Origin of the sequence: Psittacicella hinzii (assembly GCF_003585885.1) — a bacterium.
Classification (GTDB): domain Bacteria; phylum Pseudomonadota; class Gammaproteobacteria; order Enterobacterales; family Psittacicellaceae; genus Psittacicella.
On record NZ_NRHC01000014.1, the window covers coordinates 1 to 23,951 of the forward strand.

The 23,951-nt window shown below is 36.3% G+C and carries 13 protein-coding genes; 5 read left to right on the top strand and 8 right to left on the bottom strand.

Annotated features, from left to right (window positions below; translation table 11 throughout):
- Positions 1–53 precede the first annotated feature (53 nt).
- The 5 genes from CKF54_RS01085 to dapE all read right to left on the bottom strand — a co-directional run bounded on the left by CKF54_RS01085 (position 54) and on the right by dapE (position 9,717).
- Positions 54–2,075 (bottom strand): bifunctional 2',3'-cyclic-nucleotide 2'-phosphodiesterase/3'-nucleotidase, encoded by a 2,022-nt coding sequence (locus CKF54_RS01085; protein WP_119524444.1) that lies wholly within the window; start codon positions 2,073–2,075, stop codon positions 54–56.
- A gap of 319 nt (positions 2,076–2,394) precedes the next feature.
- Positions 2,395–4,434 carry a bifunctional 2',3'-cyclic-nucleotide 2'-phosphodiesterase/3'-nucleotidase gene (locus CKF54_RS01090; protein ID WP_119524445.1) on the bottom strand — a complete coding sequence of 680 codons (2,040 nt, stop codon included), beginning with the start codon at positions 4,432–4,434 and terminating at the stop codon, positions 2,395–2,397.
- 2,820 nt (positions 4,435–7,254) lie between these two features.
- On the bottom strand, positions 7,255–7,605 hold the full coding sequence (gene grxD / locus CKF54_RS01095) for a Grx4 family monothiol glutaredoxin (RefSeq protein ID WP_119524446.1): 351 nt from the start codon (positions 7,603–7,605) through the stop codon (positions 7,255–7,257).
- Positions 7,606–7,653: 48 nt separating this feature from the next.
- Entirely contained in the window at positions 7,654–8,100 is a 447-nt protein-coding gene (gene ruvX / locus CKF54_RS01100; RefSeq protein WP_119524447.1) for a Holliday junction resolvase RuvX, read from the bottom strand.
- 15 nt (positions 8,101–8,115) lie between these two features.
- Complete coding sequence (gene dapE, locus CKF54_RS01105; protein ID WP_119524448.1) at positions 8,116–9,717, bottom strand: succinyl-diaminopimelate desuccinylase; 1,602 nt, start codon at positions 9,715–9,717, stop codon at positions 8,116–8,118.
- A 538-nt stretch (positions 9,718–10,255) separates the two neighbouring features.
- On the opposite strand from dapE, the gene lepA reads away from it, so the two are divergent.
- The 3 genes from lepA (at position 10,256) to CKF54_RS01120 (ending at position 14,636) form a co-directional block, all read left to right on the top strand.
- On the top strand, positions 10,256–12,049 hold the full coding sequence (gene lepA / locus CKF54_RS01110) for a translation elongation factor 4 (RefSeq protein WP_119524449.1): 1,794 nt from the start codon (positions 10,256–10,258) through the stop codon (positions 12,047–12,049).
- Positions 12,049–13,143 (top strand): signal peptidase I, encoded by a 1,095-nt coding sequence (gene lepB, locus CKF54_RS01115; protein ID WP_119524450.1) that lies wholly within the window; start codon positions 12,049–12,051, stop codon positions 13,141–13,143. Before lepA ends, lepB begins: the two co-directional genes overlap by 1 nt.
- Positions 13,144–14,129: 986 nt before the next feature.
- A complete protein-coding gene (locus CKF54_RS01120; RefSeq protein WP_119524451.1) occupies positions 14,130–14,636 on the top strand; it encodes a cytochrome b in 507 nt (168 codons plus the stop codon).
- Positions 14,637–14,886: 250 nt separating this feature from the next.
- Here CKF54_RS01120 and thrC read toward each other — a convergent pair whose 3' ends face one another.
- From thrC to thrA, 3 genes are read right to left on the bottom strand one after another with little or no spacing between them, the layout of a single operon-like run.
- Positions 14,887–16,170, bottom strand: a complete 1,284-nt coding sequence (gene thrC, locus CKF54_RS01125) for a threonine synthase (RefSeq protein WP_119524452.1) — start codon at positions 16,168–16,170, stop codon at positions 14,887–14,889.
- Positions 16,171–16,173: 3 nt separating this feature from the next.
- Entirely contained in the window at positions 16,174–17,247 is a 1,074-nt protein-coding gene (gene thrB, locus CKF54_RS01130; RefSeq protein ID WP_119524453.1) for a homoserine kinase, read from the bottom strand.
- Complete coding sequence (gene thrA / locus CKF54_RS01135; RefSeq protein ID WP_119524454.1) at positions 17,247–19,712, bottom strand: bifunctional aspartate kinase/homoserine dehydrogenase I; 2,466 nt, start codon at positions 19,710–19,712, stop codon at positions 17,247–17,249. The genes thrB and thrA overlap by 1 nt, the downstream gene beginning before the upstream one ends.
- Before the next feature lie 944 nt (positions 19,713–20,656).
- Here thrA and CKF54_RS01140 point away from each other — a divergent pair.
- Positions 20,657–22,096 (top strand): transporter associated domain-containing protein, encoded by a 1,440-nt coding sequence (locus CKF54_RS01140; protein ID WP_119524455.1) that lies wholly within the window; start codon positions 20,657–20,659, stop codon positions 22,094–22,096.
- A complete protein-coding gene (gene lnt / locus CKF54_RS01145; RefSeq protein ID WP_119524456.1) occupies positions 22,093–23,823 on the top strand; it encodes an apolipoprotein N-acyltransferase in 1,731 nt (576 codons plus the stop codon). Before CKF54_RS01140 ends, lnt begins: the two co-directional genes overlap by 4 nt.
- Positions 23,824–23,951 lie beyond the last annotated feature (128 nt).

The window sequence follows — 23,951 nt, forward strand, 5'->3', positions numbered from 1 at the left end:
TTTCGGGAATCCCTATTAAAAAGAGCTCGGTGTTTATCTAATGTGCAACCAAATTATTTGTATTGTTTTTCAGGTTGGTAGTTAGATAAGTCAATCTTATATTCTTGGAAACCAGCGTAGTCTAGACCTAGTTTAGTTAATGACCAAACTGAGTTGTTTAACGCATAGTTAACTGCTTTATCATCAGGAGCAGAGAAGATAACTACGTTTAATTGATCACCATTTGGTACTGGAACAAATGACCAGTTCACTGTGCGATCTAACGCTACTGGTTGGTTTTTCGAAGCTAATTCTTTGATATGGTTTGCAATTACTTCTTGTGAAGTTTCTAATGCAAGGTACACTACTTTGTTAGTACCTGTACCAGGGAACATACCAGAGTTAGCACGATAGTTATTAGTTGCAACTAAGAATTTGTCGTTGTCTTTAATCTCTTCACCGTTGTAAGTCATGTTAACAATACGACCAGAGTTTAAAGTTCTTGTTGGACGACATCTTGAGTCAAGTTTTGGATTCTTAGTAACGTCGATTTGGTAAGTAACACCGTATAACACATCATAGTTATAGGTTCTAAAGCCACGGTAGTTAATTAACTCTTGGCGTTCTTTGCTTTCTGGATAAATAGTATTATACACCCCAGTAGAACATTCTGCCCAATCTTTTAACTCTTTACCACTAACTTCAACTACCGCATAAGTGTTTGGATAAACATAAAGGTCTGGTACGTTACGGAACGCAAAAGTACCTTTGTCTACAGCAGTAAAGTTAGTTGGGTCATTGTGGCGCTCACCAAATTTAAATGGCGCAGCTGCTGAAACTAGTTTGTAATCTTTATATTGTGGGTTTTGTGCTACCCAAGCTTTTAAAGTTTCAAGTTGAATTTGGTTTACTAGTTTAACTGCTGGATCATCTTGGTATAAAGCTAAGTAGCCGTAGATGTTGTCGTTAAGTTTACCTAGAGGGGCATTAGCATATTTTAATACATGTTTATGAGTATCTGCATAAACTTTTACTAATTCAGCATCTTCTTCAACTAGAGGTTGACGATTTTTTACATCATAGATAGGACGAGCAAAACCAACACTTTGTTTTAAGTCAGCTTTGAATTTACCATCAGCTTGTTGTACAAGTACAAGGTCAACAATCCCGATGTGGTCAGCCCAACGCCCAGGCATTACAGATGGTACACCGTTAATTAAACCGCGTTTAATATCTGCACCTTTTACGTTAGCATACTCTTCAGATGGGAATACCCCGTGAGAGTGACCAAACATTACCGCATCAATTCCAGGAACACGGGTTAAGTTAATAACTTGGTTGGCAAATAATGAACTTGAAGGGTTTACTTGACCAATACCAGAGTGAGGTACGGCAATAATTACTTCAGCTCCTTCAGCTTTCATTTTTGGAATGAACTCTTCAGCTGACTGTACAATTGGTTTAACAGTTACTTTACCTGTTAGTTTTTCGGCATCCCATTGTAAAATTTGTGGTGGAGTAAAGCCAATATAACCAATTTTTACTTGGTGTTTATTACCATTTTCGTCAGTAAGAGTAGTTTCTTTGATAATGTAAGGAGTGTAGTAGTTTTTGCCAGTTTTTGCATCATAAACGTTAGCGTTGATAACTGGAATACCTGCTGTTTTTTGTGCACTGTCAACTACACGATCTAGGTAAGGTAAGCCATAGTTGAACTCATGGTTACCAAGGTTGGAAACATCGTAGTTTAAAGCTTTAAAGCCGATGTAAGCTGGGTGAATGGAGAAGTCTTTGAAGTTATTGTCAACTGCCCAAGTACCGATTAGACCACCTTGGATAAGGTCACCGTTGTCTACAAGTACCGAGTTAACTGCTTGAGCACGCGCTTCTTTGATTAATGAAGCTGCACGTGTAAAGCCATAGTGATATACAGGTTGATCTTTTAAATAATCGTAAGCTGTATAGTAAGCATGGATATCTGTGGTTTCAATAACACGTAATTTAATTACAGCGTTATTGGCAAAACTAGAAGCTGCTAAGCCCATAAATGCTAGACTTGCAGTTAATTTAGTAAAAGTTTTTGCATTTAGTTTCATAAGGAGATATACACTTTTTTAGTTAATGGAAAATCTCTTTAAAGAGATACTACTATTTTACAAAAAATTGCGCGATTTAGCTCGATCTTTTGTAGAAAAAGTTAAAATTTACGGCAAATTTGACAAGAACGGGAGCTTAAGAAAAGGCTCCCGTTCTTAATTAAATTGCAAAAATAGTTAACCAATAGTTGGAGTTAACTAACTTTTAGGTTAACTAACTTAGGTTTAGGTTAACCAATTTTGAGTTAACTAGCTTTTTTCGTTAACTACCACTACTAAATATTTCAAATATTTGTAGCGGTTGTTATATTACCGGCAACTATTTGTTGTGGTTGTTAATTAGGTTTTGTGGTTGATAGTTAGATAAATCAATGCGGTATTCTTGGAAACCAGCGCTATCTAAACCTAATTTAGTTAAAGGCCAAACTGAATTTTGTAAAGTCCAGTTTACAGCTTTATCATCTGGAGCTGAGTAGATAACTACATTTAATTGGCTACCGTTAGCAATAGGTAAGAATGACCAAGTTGGAGTTTTATCAATAGTTACTGGAGTACCAACCTTAGAGATCTCACTTACATAATCCATGATGATTTCTTGTGAAGTGGATAAGCTTGCGTAAACAATGTGATCAGGACCAGTACCTGGCATACGACCACCGTTTGCACGGTAGTTGTTAGTTGCTACTAAGATTTGATCGTCATCTTTAATTTCAGAGCCATCAGCGTATTTTAAATTAACGATACGACCAGCACCTTCAACGCCTGTAGGTTTACAAGTTGAAGTGTATTTTGCTGGTTTAGTTACGTCAATGTTGTAAGTAACACCGTAGAACACATCGTAGTTATAAGTACGATAGTTTTGGTAGTTAATTAGATCTTGGCGTTCCGAGCTATTTGGATCGATTTGGTTAAATTGTCCTGTTGAACATTCTAACCATTCTTTTACTTCCGCCCCAGTTGCTTTTACTACGTTGTAAGTATTTGGATATACGTAAACATCAGAAACGTTACGTAAAGCAAAAGTACCTTTGTCTACTGCCACAAAGTTAGTTACGTCATTGTGACGTTCACCATATTTAAATGGAGCTTGTGTAGATAAGAGGCGGTAACCTTTGTAAGTATCACCTTGTTCTGTTACCCATTTTTGTAGGGTAAGTAGTTGTACTTGGTTAACTAGTTTAACCGCATAGTCATCTTGAGTTAATGCTAAGTAGCCGTAAAGGTTATCTTCAAGTTGACCAATTGGTGAGTTTGCATATTCACGTGTTTTTGTATGTGTATCTGCAAGAATTTCTACTAAACCTTGATCTTCTTCAACTAGCGCTTTACGTTCTTTACCATTGTAAATTGCGCGCGTTGTTGCCACTGATTTAGTATGATCAACTTTCCATTTACCTTGGTCGTCTTGCACTAAAACTAAATCAACTAGACCTAAGTGATCACCCCAACGTCCAGGCATTACTGCTGGTACGCCGTTGATTAAACCACGTTCAACATCAGCACCTTGTACATCTTTGAATTCAGCTGAAGGGTATACTGCGTGCGAGTGACCGAACATTACTGCGTCAATTCCAGGAACTTTAGTTAAGTTAATAACTTGGTTCTCATATAAAGAGTTTGACGGAGCTGTAACCCCAATTCCCGAGTGAGGAATAGCAATAATTACATCTGCGCCCTTAGCTTTCATTTCAGGGATAAATTTTTCAGCAGTTTCAACAATTGGAGCTGTAGTTACATGACCTGTAAGTTTGTCAGCATCCCACTGCATAATTGTTGGTGGGGTAAAACCAATGTAACCAACTTTAATAACGTGTTTGTTACCTTCGGTATCAACTACTTCTTTTTCTTGAATAATGTAAGGAGTGTAGTAGTTTTTCCCAGTTTTTGCATCATAAACATTAGCGTTAATTACAGGAACTTTAGCTAAAGCTTGAGCGGTATCTACAACTTTTTGTAAGTAAGGTAAACCAAAGTTAAACTCGTGGTTACCTAAATTAGAAACATCATATTGCAGGTATTGGAAAGCTTGGTATGCTGGGTGAATTTTGTAAGATTTGAAGTTATCTTCTAGAGCCCAGTTACCAATAATACCGCCTTGGATTAAGTCACCATTGTCAACAAGAACATGGTTAGCTACTTCAGCACGTGCTTGTTTGATTAAAGAGGCAGTACGGGTTAAACCGTAGTTTTGTACAGGTGCATCTTTGAAATAATCGTAAGCAGTATAGTAAGCGTGAATGTCAGTAGTTTCAATTACACGTAATTGTACTGTTGGGTTAGCTAAAGCTGTACCAGCTAAACCTAACACGATAAATGCTGAAGATAATTTTGCTAATCTTAAAGTTGAAGCTAATTTCATAATGCTCGTATAAAGTTTTTGCTTAAAGGAGCAATAACTTGAAAATTATCAAAGAACTCAGCTACTTAAAATACTCGAGGTACTCAAATCCACTAGTTATTTAACAACCTCAAAGTAATTACTTTCCTTTAAAAAGAAAATAAAACAAAACAAAGTGTAGTAAGGTCTGGGTGCTTAAGTTTTATTCCCCTGTAACTTTGTTTAGGAAGATTAGTTTGTTACTAGAGTAAGCTACTCAAGTAAGCCATTAGAGTAAAATTAATCCCTCAGCATTAATTTCTCTGGACTAATCTACTTCTTTACAATATTTACAATAGATACAAATGGTTTTTGTGATTTGCTTTTGCTCTTGCTTTTTGACTTTGTTGCTTTTGCCTTGATTTTAATTGGCAGAAGTGAAGAGTTAACCAAAGTTGTAAACTTAAAACAGTTACCGCAGTAATGAAATTAGTTTTTGTTTTAGTTTCTCGTTCACTAGAAAAATAAGGTAAAAGCTAGAAGAAAAATAAAAGCAGTTGTAAGGAAGAGAACAAGGAAAGAAAAATTAAGACGCTTAAACCTTATGCTCTATTTTACTGAAAATAGATATTTTTATTGTAATATTTTGCTAAATTTGTGAAGAAAGTCTCACATTGGGAGAGGTGAATGATTAGGAAGTTGCAATTTAGGTTTGGATTGCAATTTAGGTTTGGATTTTGTGCTTTAGGGTGTTGAGAAGAGTAAATGAGAAAATTGCATGAGTGAAAACCTCCAAATGTTAGTTTTAGATTTTGTGTCAAATTTGGGGGACAGCTCACAGAGGTTGAGAAAAAATTACCTTGAGAAAATTAGAAATCATCTCAAGAAATTGAGAATTTATTTTGAGATAATTGAGACTTTAACCTTATAAATTGTAGGTCAATATGGCTGGAAGAAAGGATAAAAAATGTTAAGAGCAGTTGCTAGTTGCTCGATTGGCAAAAAATTTTTTCTTATGAGAAAATTACGCAAATAAAGCAAAAATAAGCTAAATTATCTGCACAAAAGTCAGCTAAACCTCTAGTCTTAGGTTAAAATATAAGTAACTCTTGAGAAACCGCATAACTCTGCCATAGTCAAGATAGAAGGCTATTAAGATTTTTTTAAAACTTCTTAGCATTTATCTTGTCTAAGGTTTGTAGTTTTTCGAAAGTTTAACTATCATTTCTTAATCAGTAAATGATGTAAAGGTTATTAAGGTTTCTTTCTTTTTTAGTTAAACAAAAAGCATTCATTCAACAACTAACCAACTAAAAAAAGAGAAACTTTAACAACTAGAAAAATAAACTATACCGTTCGGCTTATCTTAGTTTTTAGGGTAAGCCTATTTTTTGCGCAAAATTTGCGCATAAAAAAGAAGCAAGCGGAGAACTTGCTTCAAGAGTAGAAAGAATTTGTGTAGAAAAAAATCAATACGATTATATTTTGTAAAAGAGAGAATACAAAATAACATACAAGGAGAAAAATGAGATATTGATCTTTTTACTAGACCTATGGAGATAAAAATATGATTTATAACTAATACGAGTATCTTTAAAAGCAAACATCTAAAACAGATAAGGAAAGGAATAAAACAACACAAGGTTACTAAGTGTCGACGGGATAGTATCAAGCATTGTTTACAAGGACAACTGATTAAAAAAGGACGACGAACTCTTTTTTAATCAAAAAAACTTATCTATCTACAACAAAAAGATGTATAGCAATTAAAGAGAAACAAATAGATTAATAATAGACTAAGGAGATTTTATTATGATCTATAATTCAATTATAGCATGATTTAATTTACTTGTGTATAAAATTGCGTAAAAATTTTAAAAAATTTCTACTCAATTTTCAAAAGGTTATAAAGCTAAACATAAGTAGAGTACAAAGCTAGATAAATACGGTAAAAAGCTAAATCTTTGCCATTTAAATAAATGCAAATTCCCTTTTGATCAACTTTCAAATATTTTCAAATACTCATAGTATCCCAAAGTCAATTACTATCTTCCAAAGTTAATTACTATCTCCCAAGGCTAATCACTTTTTGGGGTGATAATCCCCTATTCATGATTACAATTGCCTTATATCATGATCTTGGAGGTTTAATTGTATAAATTTATGTTTTAGGGCTTTACAAAAGTTTTAACTCTTTGCTATAATATTTAGCAGATAAGTACTCATTTCTTGCTTGACATATTTAGTCAAAATCTTTTTCTTTTAATTAGTTTTATCCTTATTATTTTTTAAAGAAGCTCATATAGTTACTCTTATATTTCCTGAATAAGAGTCTGATAATAGGTTAAAACCCCATTCTTTACGTTCAATTTATTAAAAGAAAATCCTTGTTAGTTTTTGATTGTGTGATCTAAATATTGGTCATGATTTGTAATGTCCCTTTGACCAGTTTTAGAATTTCTGTAAGAAATGTTTAAACTTTATTATTTGTTAAGTTTTTAAATAAGCTCAACACTAAGGTTCGTCTATCCTTAGTGTTTTTTTGTATTTAAGATAATGACATCATCGCAACATCATAATCACAGCCTGAACTTTGAATGGTTAATTTTGCTGTTATGATTTATTGCAACCTATTACGACTTTACTGAATAAAGGCAAGATTTAGGGGTGAGAAGAAATACTTCTCACCCCTAAGTCTTTGTCAAAAATCTTTGTAAAAGCTGATTCAAGTAAAAGCTGATTCAAGTAAAAGCTGATTCAAGTAAAAGCTGATTCAAGTAAAAGCTTATTCAAGCTATTGCACTTAGCTATTCGCAATTGTTCTTTGTGATTAGCCGAGCTTTGAGCTTTGTGGTTAAATTATTAAGCTTGAACTGCTTCTGAAAGGATTTGTTTTAATTCACCATTCGCTTGTAATTCAAGAATGATGTCACATCCACCAACTAATTCACCTTTAACCCATAATTGTGGGAAAGTAGGCCAATCACCGTATTCTGGTAAGTATTGACGGATTTCAGGATTTTGTAAAATATCAACAAAAGCAAAGTCGATATTTTGGTCAATTAAAGCTTGTACTGCACGTGCAGAGAAACCACATGAAGGGAAACGAGGTGTACCTTTCATGTAAATAACGATTGGGTTTTCTGTAACTTGACGTTGAATACGTGCAAATACTTCTTCTTTAGTAGGCTGTTGTTTTACTTCTTCAGACATATAATTCTCAATAGATAAATAGAAACTTTCGAAAAAATTATAACATACCTAAACTATTTCTTGTTCAGGATCATATTCAATAAATTCTTCGCCGTCAAAGTATGCTTGCAAGATTAAAGCTGCGCTAATGGCATCAACTTTATTTTTTTGTAGTCCTTTATACGCATACTTATCAAAGATAAACTCTTTGGCGCTGGTTGTAGTGTTGCGTTCATCAATAAAGTACACCGGAATGGTAAAAATCTTATGTACCCATTTAGCAAAGGCAATGACTTTAGGAGCAACATTAGTTAAACTGCCGTCTTGGTTACGTGGTAAACCAACCACAACTGCTTTTGGTTGCCATTCTTTGACGAGTTTATCAAAACCAGCATGGTCAACCTTGCCTTTACTCATACTTACATGAGTAAGAGGTTGGGCAGTGTAAGTTACATCTTGCCCAATGGCAATACCGGTATTTCCTGTACCATAGTCGACGCCTAGATAGTAAGCCATAATTAAACTTCTCCTCTAGTCTAACTCAGCCAAGTCTAACTCAACTAAACCAAGAGTATTTGCCATTACCCCGTAGTAAATCTGCATGAGTTCAAAGAACTCGCCAAGGACAACTTGCTCATTTACTTTATGTAAGGTTGCATTAGTAACCCCAAGTTCAAACATTTGTTTGCAAATACGGGTAATAAAACGTCCATCAGAAGTACCACCACCAGTATCAAATCTTGCTTGGGTTTTGCCACCCGTTAATTGCCCAATTACCTTAGCTGCGTCTTGACAAAATTGATTGTCTTTTGGCGTAACAAACGACTCACCAGAGCAGGTAGTGGTAACTTCGAGCGAAGACTGAAGCTCTGGGAAACGTGCGAGAACTGCATTTACACGCTCTTGGAGGCTTGCGTAGCTGTGCTCGTCGTTAAAACGAATGTTAAATTGGGCACGAGCTGTACCAGGTACGAGGTTAGTAGTACCATCACCAGCAACTAGTTCAACTAGTTGGAAACTGGTTGCTGGGAAATTACTATTTCCTTGGTCAAGTTGCATGAGTTCAGTTTGTAGTGCATGCACAACCGGAATAAGTTTGTGGATTGGATTATCAACTAAGTGAGGGTAAGCAACGTGTCCTTGCTCACCTTTAGCTGTAAGCCACCAAGAAGCAGAACCACGACGTCCATTACGGATAATATCCCCTACTTGTTTACTTGAAGATGGTTCGGCAATAATACACCACTCAAGTTTTTGTTGGGTAGCTTCAAGTTCTTCAACCACATATTTAGTTCCGTGTAGAGCTTGAGCTTCTTCATCTGACGTAAAGAGGAAAGCAAAGCTTACGCTTTCACAAGCATCAGTTCCGGCAAATTTATCAAGTAGAGCACAAGTTGCAAATACACTTGCAATTAAACCACTTTTCATGTCAGTAGCACCACGTCCAACAAGACTATAGTTTGGATGTTGGAGGTATTGAGCAAAGCTACTTTGTTGCATGCAACTAAAAAGATTTTTAAATAGCGAAGCAGCTGGGGTTTCACCTTGCTTGTGACTAACATAGTCATCAACTTCTTCAATAAATCCGTAAGGATTTGCCACTAGATCTTCATGAAAATCTGGAGAAAATGGAGCATTTACTGTCCACTGTTCAAGGTTACCCGCAGGTACTACATCTGTATGCCCTGCAAAAGCAAAAACTGGTAAATCAGACAGTGGAGGCACATCTTGTCCATCAACTTGTCCGCCAGCTAAACGCGCAAGGGCAAATTGACTTTTTAATTCCTGCCAAGAGACAGTTTTGTTTGGGTTTTCTGGAGAAAGAAGAAAAGTTTGTTCAAGATGTGGTTGTACAGCTTGTACAAGTTTACTTTTTTGTCCTAAGCGGAGAAATAGAGTATTTGTAATTCCTTCATGGTCAAAGTTAATAGCTTTGAAACCATATTGCTCGAGAATTGTCGTAAGATCTTGTTGAATTTCTCCATCTTTAGGAGTTACGGTATTACGGCTAATAAAGTTCTCGAGAGTTGCAAGAGCAGCCGTATAGTCAATTGGCGCTACTTCTGGATCTAAGAAGTAAGGCGCAAGTGGTTGAGGGTGAAGTAATTGTGAGAATTTAACTTTATTTTGCATAAGAAAATGATGAATTTGTCATTTATTACAACTATGAGTTGTTATTTATCACAACGATGGAGTTGTTATGTCTTTGTATGAGTTGTCTTATATTTGTTGAGAAACTATGAGTTGTATTCTATTTGTTTTCCCTTTGTTACTAGAGAAAAGGGTAAGAAGCGATTTGGGTTTAACCAATTTAAGTTATTTACTTAAACAGTTTTAACTGAACAGTTTTAGTCAAACAAATTTAACCTAACAACAATTTTTTACTCGCTGTTATGTTTTACATTCTTCCCTGTTGAGCTTAAGCAAAATTTGCTTAAACTCGACAGTTTTGTCCTTAACTTTATTTTATTACAATTTTATAAAACTTTTGCGAGTTTAGGCTCTTTTTTCTTGGGAAGATTAGCGTAAAAGAGGCTTTTATGTTATAATATCTAGTTTAGATACGCTTTAGCGAGAGGCTAAGGCTCAGGTTTAGAATTTACAGATGTAAAAATTCCCCCTTCAAGAGATTAGAAGAGATTAGAGGGGGATATGCTTATTAATTTTTTCTATGAAAAACATTAGAAACTTTTCTATTATTGCGCACATTGACCATGGTAAGTCAACTTTATCAGATCGTTTGATTCAAACTTGTGGTGGTTTGACTGACCGTGAAATGCAAGAGCAACTCCTTGACTCAATGGAACTAGAGCGTGAGCGTGGAATTACCATTAAAGCCGCTTCGGTTACTTTGAACTATAAAGCTAAAGATGGTCAGGACTATCAATTAAACTTTATCGATACTCCGGGACACGTGGACTTTTCTTATGAAGTATCACGTTCATTAGCTGCTTGTGAAGGTGCTTTACTAGTAGTTGACGCTGGACAAGGTGTTGAAGCGCAAACTCTAGCTAACTGTTACACAGCTTTAGATATGAATCTTGAAGTGGTGCCAATTTTAAACAAAATTGACTTACCAGCAGCAGATCCTGATCGTGTAGCAGGTGAGATCGAAGATATCGTTGGCATTGAAGCACACAACGCGGTACGTTGTTCTGCAAAAACTGGACAAGGTATTGAAGATGTACTTGAAGAAATTGTCCACAAAATTCCAGCACCAGAAGGTGACCCTGAAGCGCCATTACAAGCTTTAATTATTGACTCTTGGTTCGATAACTATCTTGGAGTTGTGAGTTTAGTTCGTATTAAAAACGGTACTTTACGCAAAGGCGACAAGATTAAAATCATGTCTACTGGCTTAAACTACGGCGTAGATCGTCTTGGGGTGTTTACACCAAAACAAACTGACAAAGACGTTTTACAATGTGGTGAAGTAGGTTGGGTAGTATGTGGTATTAAAGAGATCCTTGGTGCTCCAGTTGGTGATACCATTACGCATCAGCACCATGGTGCAGCGCAAAACTTACCTGGTTTCAAAAAAGTAAAACCACAAGTTTATGCGGCAATCTTCCCAATTAGTTCAGATGACTATAACGCTTTCCGTGACGCGTTACAAAAGCTTTCTTTAAATGACGCTTCGTTATACTTTGAACCAGAAACTTCTGAAGCGCTAGGCTTTGGTTTTAGATGTGGTTTCTTAGGTCTATTACACATGGAGATCATTCAAGAGCGTTTAGAGCGTGAGTATGATCTTGATCTAATTACAACTGCGCCGACAGTAGTTTATGAAGTAGAGCTTACTAATGGTCAAGTAGTATATGTGGATTCTCCATCTAAACTACCTCCAGTAAACAACATCGAAGCAATTAACGAGCCGATTTCAGAATGTAATATCTTAGTACCACAAGAGTACTTAGGTAACGTTTTAACTCTATGTCACGAAAAACGTGGGGTACAAACGAACATGGTTTACCACGGTAACCAAGTAGCTTTAACCTTTGAAATTCCAATGGGTGAAGTGATCCTAGACTTCTTTGATCGCTTAAAATCTACTTCTCGTGGTTATGCTTCGTTAGATTACAGCTTCAAACGTTTCCAACGTGCGCCAATGGTGCGTGTTGATGTTTTAATCAACGGTGACCGTGTGGATGCTCTATCTCTAATTGTACACCGTGACGATGCACGTTCACGTGGTTTACAATTAGTAGAGAAGATGAAAGAGTTTATTCCAAGACAGCAGTTTGATATTGCAATTCAAGCAGCTATTGGTAACACGATTATCGCACGTTCAACGGTGAAGCAATTACGTAAGAACGTATTAGCAAAATGTTACGGTGGTGACGTTACTCGTAAACGTAAACTATTAGAAAAACAGAAAGCTGGTAAAAAACGTATGAAACAATTAGGTAACGTTGAAGTACCACAAGACGCTTTCTTAGCAATCTTACACGTAGGTAAAGATTAATGAAAAATTCTGCAAGTTTATTAGCCTTTGTTACGGTAATTCTTCTTTTTGTTGTCCTGTATAACATCTTCATGGATACTTTTGCAAATGGTCTGTCGATCATTTGGGTACTAATGTTAGTTGTGTTTTTAGCAGCTTACTTTGTAAGAAGATTTGTATACTTACCACGCTTTCAGCGTGAAATGGCAGCAGAGTTAAATCTCGAAAATCCTGAACTTGAAATTAAAACTAATAAAGAATTAAAAAAAGGTGCAGCAGTAAAAGCTCGTCGTACCTATTTAGGGGAGCTTTCGAGCTACTTCTGGTTTTTCTTTATTATCTTTATCTTCCGTTCATTTATCTATGAACCATTCAAGATTCCTTCAGGATCAATGCAACCAACATTAGAGATTGGTGACTATATTGCGGTAAACAAACACCACTATCGTTTACAAGATCCAATTTGGCAAAAAACAATTGTTCGTTTTGCGCCAGTTGAGCGTGGTGATATTGTTGTCTTCAAATCACCGACTACTAATGAAGATTGGATTAAACGCGTAATTGGTTTACCGGGTGATATAGTGCATTATGATCAAATTCGTCAAGAGTTTATGATCATTTCTGACTGTATGATTCCAGAATCAGTTTCACGTAAAGTAGATTGGAATTACCCAGAAGAATCTCTTGAAAGAGGTTGTAAAATTAGTAAAATTACTTATGGTGCTTTTTCACCAAATTACAACTATTTTTACAACGGCAGTTACCAAAATATGCGTAGTGAAACTTTAACTACTGCCTCTGGTAGTGAAGTTACTCACTATACTTTACAAAATCCATCACCGTTAAATTTTGCGGCTGCAAATATTTATCGTCAACCAGGACAAACTCCACTAACGTGGGTAATTCCAGCGGATCATTACTTTATGATCGGGGATAACCGTGATAACTCACAAGACTCACGTTTTGTTGGACCAATTCCTTTTGAAGCAATTGTTGGTAAAGCAGAGTTTATTTGGTTTGCTTTAAAATACAACAGCCAAAATGGTAGTTTAGAAGGAATTAACTTTAGCCGTATTTTTACCGGCTTATATCAACACGTTTCTCCAACTGAATAAAACTTTATAAACAGTTAATAAAGCTCTAAGAGTTAAATCTTTAGCTTTATTTATAGTTGTACAGAAAAATTTGATATAACCTATAAAGGTGATAGTTTTCAAAGGATGAGCAAGATGTATAATCTTGTTCATCCTTTCTTTTATTTGTTTTTGCGAAGAGAGCAGTCTGTCTACCAAACTTACCAACGTATTACGAAATTACCTTTGCAATATTTCTAAACTCCCTTGCATAATTCCCAAACTCCCTTTGCAATGTTCCCAACCCAAACACCTCTTTGTAATGTTCCTAAATTCTCCGACGTTATCCTCAGAGTAACCCTAAATTTTTTACGACAATACCAATTTTGTTGAAAAAAGTGAACTTTTTAGGAGAACTCCCAATTTTTTGCAAAAAAACTTACCACTTGCAACAGACGATTAAGTAAAATTTCTCCCCGAAACTCTAAGGACAATCCTCATTTTAATGGCTATTTTCTTTAAAAATAACCTCGAGGTAACCATAGAGTAGATTTGATCTTGGTAAATCTATTAATAGTTAAAGCTTTTTCATAAACTTGTTTATTTGCCGAGGTAAAAGTTATTTTAGCTTCGTGGGGATAGTTGTCTAAAAGAGTTTATTTTTCAATAGGTTATTTTGTAATTGAAGACGGTTATCATCTGCAAATAAAAATAGGTAAAAAAGGATAAAATTGCTATTTTTACTTGAATTTTTATATAATAGCCGGGATATTGAAAGAGTCAGGAAGATAAAATTTTTATTTAGTAACTTTACACAAAAAATCTTCCGGTCTTTAGGCAAATATCCGTTTTATCATCAGAGGCTACTTAGATTTAATGATTGAGAAGAATAGTTATAGCTGGGTACTGTGGTACGAGCAACTAGATAACTCTTTTAGCTGATAAAGCGATATAGATTTTTAAACAACACAAAGTACAAATAACACAAAGTACAAATATTTTAACTATTTAATTTTAGGATTAAGTTTATGGCAAATCCAACAGCGAAATATAATGCAGTGTCGCGTTCGTTACACTGGTTAATTGTTTTAACAGTATTAGGTGCATACGTTACAATCTTTACAGGTTTATACCCTTGGCACTTCTTATTTGGTGCGTTAACTTTAGTATTTGCAACTATTCGTTTAGTTACTATGCACGTATATGCAAAATCAGTACCTGCGATTGTTCCTGCATTACCAACTTCACAATTAGTTCTTGCTAAAATTGTAAAAATTCTTTTAGCTTTAATCTTTGTTTTAATTCCTCTTTCAGGGGTACTTTTCCGTCTATACTACGGTCGTAACTTTGCATTATTTAGTTGGGAAATCATTCCAGCTGGTGCTGTAACGCCAAATTATGATTTAGCTGGTTTCTTACATGCAAGTCACATCTATTTAGGTTACGCTGGTTTAGCGCTAATTGGTTTACACTCTGTAGCAGCTTTATACCACCACTACGTAAGAAAAGACAATACGTTAAAACGTATGATGTAATTGGTTAACTGATTGTAGTTAGCATCTTGTAGCAAGTTAGCTACTAAAAGCTACTTTAACGGTTGGGATAACCTCATTAAGATTATAAAAATAGCTAAGGCTAGAGCGATTTTGCTCTAGCCTTAGCTATTTCTTTTGTTTTTTATCAGCGGTAACCTTACAGTAGTTACTTTGAGCTACTTTTAGCTATTTTTAGCTACTTTGAGCTCATCTGTGCTACTTTAAGGTTACTCTCTTTAGTTGTAAGCTATTACTTCTCTGCTAATAAGAAAGCTTTTAATAGCTCGTAATCAGCATCTAAGTTTGCTGAAAGTAAAGGTAAATCTTTGTACTTAGCTAATTGCTCTGGTAAGGCAATTTCGCGTTTTAGAATATTTTCAACTTCACCTTTAAATTTAGCTGGATGCGCTGTACCTAAGAATACCCCAACTTGTCCAGGTTGTAAGTGATCTTTAAGGACACGATAAGCTACGGCACCATGAGGCTCTGAAAGGTAGCCCTCTTTATCTAAAGCAACAATAGTTTGCGCTGTAGTTTCATCGGAAACTGGAGCAGAGAATAAGTCTTGGGTTAAAGACCAGCCTTTAACACGGAATAACTCTTCAATACGTGGCCAGTTATTTGGACGTGAAACGTCCATAGCGTTAGATAAAGTTGCTTGAGTTTTATTTGGCTCCCATTTACCTGAAGCTAAATAACGTGGAACTGTATCATTAGCGTTAGTTGCAGCAATAAATTTACTAATTGGTAAACCAAGAGCTTTAGCTAGTAACCCCGCAGTTAAGTTACCAAAGTTTCCTGATGGTACACTTACTAACACAGGCTTATCAGTATTTAAACGCGCATATGCTTCAAAATAATAAGTAATTTGCGCTAATAAACGACTAATGTTAATTGAGTTAGCAGAGTTTAAACCAATTGCTTCACGCAGTTCTTGATCATCAAATGCTTGTTTAACTAAAGCTTGGCAAGCGTCAAAATCACCATTTATGGCAATTGTTTTAATATTGCCACCTAAAGTACAAAATAGTTTTTCCTGTAACTCAGAAATTCGCCCTTTTGGATAAAGAACAACAACTTCAATGTTCGGAATTTGATAGAAAGCATGAGCTACAGCTGCGCCAGTATCTCCTGATGTTGCCGTAAGAATAGTAATTTTACGTTCTTTGGCTAGTAAACGTAAAACTTGAGACATAAAACGACCACCAAAGTCTTTAAAAGCTAGAGTTGGTCCGTGGAATAACTCCAGCGTGTAAATGTCATCTTCTACTTTAACTACCGGAGCTGGGAAATTAAAAGCTTTAGTTACTAACTCTTTAATTTCCGCTTCCGAGAACTCATCACCAATAAATGCTCCTAAAATTTTAGTAGCGCGCTCTTGGAAAGGAAGAGCTAGTAGCTCTTGAATTTGCTCTGGTGTAAATTCAGGTAGTGAACTTGGAAAAAATAACCCTTGTTCACGTCCTAAACCTTGCAACACTGCTTGTTTAAATGAAACTCTTTCATCTGGATGTTTGATATTGTAAAATTGCATTTTCTATCCTTGCTCTCGTAAAAATCTCTCTAACTCTGCTTCACTTAACACACGAGCACCGTCAAAGTCGGTCTCACAAATGTGAATAAAGCCTTCTTCATTTTGTAAATAGTGCTCGGCAAATACTTGGCGCAGTTTTTCTGCGGTCTCATAGTTGTCGGTTAGAGCATAGTAAGTTGGTCCTGAACCGGAAATTCCGCAGGCTTTGGCACCAGCTTGGTATAACAGGGCTGAAAGCTCTTGGTAATTAGGTAATAGTTGTACACGATATGGTTCAGCCACATAGTCATGTAAACAATTTGCAGCTAGTTCATCATCACCAAAATACAGCGCGTGCACAAAACCTGCCATAAATGAACTTTGAGCAATAATCTCTCTACGGCTATAACTATTTGGCAGAATACGACGCGCGTCTTCGGTTTTAACTACAATACCAGGGTAAGCTAGAACCCAAATCCATTGAGAGAAAACCGGTAAGCTCACAGTTAACTCTGTTTGTTGCTGCTCATCAACCATTACCGGCTCGGCAGGCGCTCCTTGGTAACGTGGGTAAGCTGCTGGAAGCATGAGTTGTAAACCACCTAAGTATGCAGGAGCAACATTGTCATAATGAGGCGAGCCTGAAACTAAACCTTCAAGTTCTCCCATTAAAGTTAACATAGCATTTTTACCTAGTGGTTCACCGTGAAACTTATTTAACGCAACTAGCGCCGCTACTGATGAAGACGATGATGATCCTAGTCCCGAGCCCACTGGCATGTTTTTATACAGGGTTAAACTTAAAGGTTTAACCTTTAAGTTTAACTTGTCTAACTCTGCTTTAAATAATTTGTAAGCTGCAAAAACGAGATTTTTGTCAGGATCATTACCTAGTTTGCCGATAAACTTACCTTTACCGTAAAAAGCAACTGCTGGTAAAGAGCTTTCAACAAGACTTGTATCCCCCTCTTTAAAATCTGCAACGATAACTATATCGCCCAGCATTTCCCCATCAACACGTTTAACTGCCAAACCAAGTAAATCAAAACCAACACTTAAATTCGCAGAAGTTGCCGGAGCATAAACTGCTACTTGCATTAACGTACGCCTCCGTAGCTTTGTAAAGTTCTTAGGATATCAGAGAAAATTCCGGCAGCTGTTACATCATTACCTGCACCATAACCACGTAATAGTAATGGGATTGGGTTGTAATAATGCGTATAGAAAGCTAAGGCGTTTTCACCACCTTTTACTTTGTAGAGTGGATCATCTGCACTTACTTCAAGGATTTTCACCGCACATTTACCTTGCTTAATTTGCCCTACATAACGCATTACTTTACCTTCAGCTTTACATTTAGCTACGCGTTCAGCAAAAGCTTGATCTAGTTCAGGTAGTTTTGCCATAAACTCTGCAGTTGATAAACCTTGAGCAAAGTCTTTTGGTAACACAGGTTCAACTTCGATATCAGATAACTCTAGTTGTAAACCTGCTTCACGAGCAAGAATTAGTAGCTTACGCGCCACGTCTTGACCTGAAAGGTCATCACGTGGATCTGGTTCAGTAAAGCCAAGTTCACGTGCTTTAGTTGTTACTTGTGATAATGGTGTCCCCTCTTCAAGTTCCCCAAAGATATAAGATAGTGAACCTGAAAGAATACCGTTAAACACTTCAATCTCGTCACCGGCTGCTAAAAGATTTTGTAAATTCTCGATTACTGGTAAGCCTGCACCTACAGTTGTTTCGTACATTAAACGACGTTGCTCTTTTTGAGCAACAGCACGCATTTGACGATAATAAGCGTAAGAGGCAGTATTTGCTTTTTTGTTTGGGGTTACGATATTAAAGCCAGCTTCAAGTAAACGTACATAACTATCAGCAATATTTTGATTTGACGTACAATCAACAAATACTGGGTTTACTACGTGATCAATTTCACAGCGACGGATAAAGTCAGACAGAGTATACTCAAGTCCTTCTTCCTCGAGACGTAAACGCCAGTTAGCATCTAGGTTTAAACCTTTAGGGTCAAGTAACCATTTACGGCTATTGGCAATACCGCAAATTTGGATTTCAATATTTTTATTTGCAAGGTATTCTTTTTGACGAAGGATTTGGGAAATTAACTCGCTCCCGACCCCACCTACGCCGACAATGTAAGCACGGATTACTTGTTTTGTATTAAAGAGAGCACGGTGAGTTGCTCTTACTGATTCAATTACTTGCTTACCACGAATTACTGTTGAAATTGCACGCTCTGATGAACCTTGCGCAATAGCGATAATACTTACATTAGTTTGCGCTAAAGCCGAGAAGAAACGTGAAGCAATCCCTTTTAAGTTCTTCATGTTGTCACCAATTACAGAAACAATTGATAACTCATGTTGCACTTCAATTGGATCTAAGGCACCTGAAGCAATTTCAGCTGCAAATTCTTGTTCGAGCACGGCTAAACATTTAGAAGCGTCGCGTTCAGTACAACAGAAACCAATTGAGTACTCTGATGAACTTTGTGTAATTAGAATTAAAGAAATACCTGCACGTGAAACTGCTGAGAAGATTTTAGCAGCGATCCCTACTTGCCCAATCATTGCAGGACCAGAAACGTTGAACATAGCAATGTTGTTTAACGCTGTAATTCCTTTAATGTGTTGCTCTGAAGGTTTTACTTGACTAGCGTCAACGATTAAAGTTCCACAACCATTTGGATTTTTTACATTCTTAATGAGGCAAGGGATTTTATATTGCGCAATTGGGGCAATTGTTTTTGGATGCAGAACTTTAGCACCAAAGTAACTTAACTCCATTGCTTCTTGGTAGGAAAGCTCTGGGAGTAAAATCGCTTCTTCGACAATGTTAGGGTCACAAGTGTACACACCTTCAACATCTGTCCAAATCTCACAAGCACTTGCATTAATACACGCAGCTAGTAACGCAGCCGAGTAATCCGAACCATTACGTCCCAGAAGAACAATTTCTCCTTGTGCATTACCTGCAGTAAAGCCCGGCATTAAGTAAACATTTTTACGATTGAACTCAAAATCAGCAAAATTTGCACGTGAAGCTTCAACGTTAATTGCAGCTTCTAAGTAATTGTCGTCACTAGCTACAAAGTATTCCCATGGCTGGATAACTTCATTAGCTTGTCCTAAACTTTCTAGGTATTGTTGCATTAAGAAAATAGAACAACGCTCCCCAGCACTTACAATGTAAGCAAACTCTGCATCACTTAATTGCTTGTTAATTGCTAGTGCTTTTAAACTAGCTTCAATCTCGTTTAAGATTGCACCTAGACCAACAAACCATTTTTCACGTTCATTTTCTGGAGCTAAGCCGTTGACAATACTGTAAGTAATATCTTCAACTGCACCTAGAGAAGAACGATATGAGCCATCAGCTTGTGCTTGTCCTACAGCAGCATGCAGTAAGTTAGTAACTTTTGCCGGTGCTGATAAAACTACAGCAACACCTTCTTGTTCATAAGCGCTACGAATAATTTTTGCTACATTGGCAAATGCTTGAGCATTTGCTACTGATGTGCCACCAAATTTAAGAACTTTCATCTTGATACCTGTCTTAGTTAAAGTTGAGCAACTTAAAGTTAAAAAATTTAACTTCTTGCTGTCAGCTGATTTAGTCTTAGTTTAACTGTTAATTGAAATCTGAGTTTATACAAATTTGCCTGTTTCTAATCTTAATGGTACTTAGCGTATTTTAGTAATAGTTGAATGATCTTCAAGTACCCTAGTTCTATTTGCACTACTAAAATTAGTACAGCTTATAATTTTTAGCTACGCAAAAGGCGAGCCTAATGGCTCGCCCCTAGAGAGATTTTTTTACTCGGTAGCTAGCCACGCATAAGGAAGGACTAACTACATTACAGATAGGTAGACTTGAGAGACAATTTACGACTTAATAAAAGTCAAAGTTAAATTATTTTTTCTTGCTAAAATCCACCTGTAAATAAGCTAGTCTATTTACCTGTGGTAGTAGTTGAACTTAGTACCATAAAAATCTCTTCTAATTTTTTTCTTTTTTAAAACAAAATTTAATTAAGTTATATTTCTATCTTAGCATAATAATCTGCCAATGGCAGAAAATTATGTAAAAAAGAGCGCAAACTACTGAAATACAATACAAAAAAGTTTATTTCCATGTTGTTTGTTTCTCCTAAGGCAAGGAGAAAATAGCAATATAAATAGCCATTGAAATAGTCATCTAAATAGCAAGCGCAGTAGTTATCTCAAACAGAGAAGAGCAAAATTATTTTTAGTTTGGTTAGTATGATCTTTTTGTTTTCTCATTTTGTCTCTTGTCTCCTCAATTTGTCTCCTTGTTTTGGCGAGGCTAAAATTTTCACGTTAATTATTTCGTTCTTCTTCTCTTTTCTCCCTCGGATTTTACTAATAATTAATAAAGTTTTGGATCTTGCTCCCCTAGTTTATACTATAATAGTAATACTTTACATTTTTATAAACGTAATCGAATTTAAAAAAATAAATATCGCATGTCTTTGCTACAGAATTTAAAAAACACTAGTCAAAACTTATTACAAAAAAGTCGTCAAAAGCTAATTTCTCTCTTAACTAACAAACCTAACTCAGTTGAGAGTGTTGATGACCTAGAACAACAAATTGAATATTTAAATAACAACCAAGCGCTAGATATTCACATTGCTAAAATGCTTAAAGGGGTTTTAAGCATTCGTAACTTACGCGCACGTGATCTTATGATCCCAAGAGCTCATATTGATTACTTCGAAGCTGATGATTCTCTAAGCGAAGTACTAGATTCTGTTCTAGAATACGGTCACAGCCGTTATCCAATTCTTGATGATAACAATGAAGACCAAAGTCTTGGTCTTCTCTTTACTAAGGATCTCCTCCGTATCCTTATCAATCAAGATATTGAACAAACGAGTCTCCTAGAGATCTCAAAACCAATCAAAATTATTCCTGAAACTAAACACGTAACTACTCTTTTACAAGAGTTCCAAAACTCACATACTCACTTAGCTTTAGTAGTAAACGAGTTTGGTGAAATTTCAGGGTTAATTACCATTGAAGATATTCTTGAGGAAATTGTTGGGGATATCTCTGATGAGTTTGACAAGGATGACAAGTTTATCCAGCAAGTTAGTAAAACTTCGTTTGATGTTTTAGCACGTACCCCAATTTACTTATTCAACGAAGCCTTTAATGTTGATCTCTCTGATAGTGAGTTTGACACTATTGGTGGCTATGTATTTGGTTTACTAGGACACATGCCAGTGCGTAATGAATCAATTGAATTAGTAGAGGGTAAACTAATCGCTCGTATTACCCAAGTAAATGATCGTCAGATTTTAAAATTACGTATCCGTGCAATTCAAGACTTTTCCGTTGAACTGAACAACAAAATCAGAAATCTAGTTGTTGATGAAAGTGCACAAGAAGCTAAAGTAATTAGTGAAGCCTTATCTCCAGAAAATGGAGCTGACTGCACTGATGAAACAGCTCAAGCACAAGCTAGTGAACAAACAGTTGAACAAGCTAATGTAGCTAACCAAGAAGTAGCTTCGCAAGCTCCAAGTTCATCAGTAGCTGCAAGTGCAACTGCGAATGCTACAGCTACGCCAGAGGCTGATAATTTATCAGCAAATGCTACTTCTCCAGCATCTAAGGTAGGAAACGCAACAGTAGCAACAACGGTAGCAACAACATCAACTTCTAACTCAACAAGTACTAACACAAATGAACTTTCAGACACTTCTCAAGTTTCTCAATCGCAGCTCAAGCAAGAGCAAGAACAGCAAAAGCAGTTTGAACAATCTCAAGAGCAAACTGCCTCTGATTCTAATCCTGTTCAAGTTTCTCAGATCGAGAATGGGACAGCAACTACTCAAGCGCCTACTAAAGCGCAAGTAACTAACTCTACTTCGCCAACTAAGACGGAGGAGAGTAAATGATTATAACTAGTTGGGGAGCTCGTCTCCCTCTTATTCTGCTTGCAGCCGTAATAGGTTACTTTACTTATTTAGGTTTTGCGCCATATTACAATAGTGTAGTATTGTATATTGGTTTATTCTTCTATATTTTCTTTTTACAGTTCAAAGCGAGCGCAAAACGTGCGAGTTACCTATTTGTTTATGTTTGGGACGTTGCTTTTAGTTACGCAACCTTAAACTGGTTAAACGATGCGGTTAACTATTTTGGTGAGCTACCATTTGGAGTAAGTCAGCTATTAGTACTAGGTGTGAGCATGACTTTAGGTTTACGAAGTGTAATCCTAGCTGCGCTGTGGAATGCAAGAGGAAAATACTTTGTTTTCCTTCCACTACTTTATAGTGGGGTAACTTACTTATGGTACAACCTTGTAGCTAACTTTAGTTGGTTAAACTTAGCTTACGCTAATATTAATCAACTTGGGGTAACGCTGGCGCCAATTGGGGGTACTTATTTAGTACAGTTCTTCCAATTTGCCTTAGCTACCTTTATTTACGCGCTAGTACACCGTCTGGTAATTAGTCGCCAACAACCTATGGTGATGAGTTTAAGACGCCGTACTATTGATCGTCAAATTCGTGTAGCTTGGCGTACGGATTTTATTGCCCTGTTAATCTTAGTTGGTGGTTATGTTGCAAGTTTCTTTGTAACTTTCCAATTTACCAAAGCAACAGGTCCAGCAATTACTACTGCTTTAGTACAGCCAAACTTTTTATCACGTGATCGCCAGCAATTACAAAATCAGCCTCTTATGGTAAATCGCTATGAGAACCTGATTACCCAAACTCTAAATGATCACTCGATCACCCATACTCCAAAACTTTGGATTTTACCAGAAGCTGCATTAATGTCTTTTTACTCTCTAGATAAAGACCCGCGTTATGCTTCAAGTCCATATGTGGCACCTACACTTTCTTACTTAGAAAGAATTTATAATCCAATTTACCAAACAGGTGGTGATCTAGTATTAGGTATTTTAGCCGTTGCAAGTAAAGAGCAACAAATCCAATACTACAACACTGCATTAGTTCTAAGTGAACCATCTGCAATGGTCGGTGCAGTTCATGCTCCAAATCACCTAGAAACTTTAAACGAAAACCAACAAATGCTGGTACAAGTTTATAACAAACAACACCTTGTACCTTTTGGTGAATACGTGCCATTTGCTTGGTTATTCCAATACTTACCATTTGACGCAATTAAAGAGCAATTATCAAGCCCATTTGTTCAAGGCGCTAAATACCAAAGCAATTTAAAAACGCAGTTTAGTCAAGCTGCAATGATTATTTGCTATGACGCTCTTTTTGCGGAACAGCTAATTCGTCAAGTAAAAGCTGATACGGGTGTATTAATTAACATTAGTAACGACGTATGGTTTGGTGAGGAGCAAGGTCCAGCGCAACACCTTAATATTGCTCGCTATCGTTCATTAGAAAGCCAAAGATACTCTCTGCGTGCAACTAACAACGGTATTACCGCAATTATTAACCACAAAGGTGAAATTGTTAACTACTTACCGCAAAACAAAGCTAGCGTGTTAGTAGGTGAGTACCGTAACTATACAGGTGAAACTCTTTACCAAAAATACAATCGCTTAATTAACTTTGCTTTAGCTTTCCTATTCTTATTTGTAGTTGGTATTATCCGTATTCTAGTAGGAATTTTTACCAGCAATAAACGTAATGTTTAGTAGTAAAGCTAAGAAGTACAAACTTAGGTAGAAATGCTAGTTAGCAAAAACCAAGCTAACATATACTTAAGTTGACGCATACTTAAGTAAACAAAAACTTAAGCTTATGACAAATAATAGTCCCCCTC

What these genes read in the sequence shown, in the direction of transcription:
- CKF54_RS01085 (WP_119524444.1), bottom strand. Translation starts at nt 2,075, where the DNA reads ATGAAACTAAATGCAAAAACTTTTACTAAATTAACTGCAAGTCTAGCA.
- ruvX (WP_119524447.1), bottom strand. Translation starts at nt 8,100, where the DNA reads ATGGCTTACTATCTAGGCGTCGACTATGGTACAGGAAATACCGGTATT.
- lepA (WP_119524449.1), top strand. Translation starts at nt 10,256, where the DNA reads ATGAAAAACATTAGAAACTTTTCTATTATTGCGCACATTGACCATGGT.
- lnt (WP_119524456.1), top strand. Translation starts at nt 22,093, where the DNA reads ATGATTATAACTAGTTGGGGAGCTCGTCTCCCTCTTATTCTGCTTGCA.
- dapE (WP_119524448.1), bottom strand. Translation starts at nt 9,717, where the DNA reads ATGCAAAATAAAGTTAAATTCTCACAATTACTTCACCCTCAACCACTT.
- thrB (WP_119524453.1), bottom strand. Translation starts at nt 17,247, where the DNA reads ATGCAAGTAGCAGTTTATGCTCCGGCAACTTCTGCGAATTTAAGTGTT.
- lepB (WP_119524450.1), top strand. Translation starts at nt 12,049, where the DNA reads ATGAAAAATTCTGCAAGTTTATTAGCCTTTGTTACGGTAATTCTTCTT.
- CKF54_RS01120 (WP_119524451.1), top strand. Translation starts at nt 14,130, where the DNA reads ATGGCAAATCCAACAGCGAAATATAATGCAGTGTCGCGTTCGTTACAC.
- CKF54_RS01090 (WP_119524445.1), bottom strand. Translation starts at nt 4,434, where the DNA reads ATGAAATTAGCTTCAACTTTAAGATTAGCAAAATTATCTTCAGCATTT.
- grxD (WP_119524446.1), bottom strand. Translation starts at nt 7,605, where the DNA reads ATGTCTGAAGAAGTAAAACAACAGCCTACTAAAGAAGAAGTATTTGCA.
- thrA (WP_119524454.1), bottom strand. Translation starts at nt 19,712, where the DNA reads ATGAAAGTTCTTAAATTTGGTGGCACATCAGTAGCAAATGCTCAAGCA.
- CKF54_RS01140 (WP_119524455.1), top strand. Translation starts at nt 20,657, where the DNA reads ATGTCTTTGCTACAGAATTTAAAAAACACTAGTCAAAACTTATTACAA.
- thrC (WP_119524452.1), bottom strand. Translation starts at nt 16,170, where the DNA reads ATGCAATTTTACAATATCAAACATCCAGATGAAAGAGTTTCATTTAAA.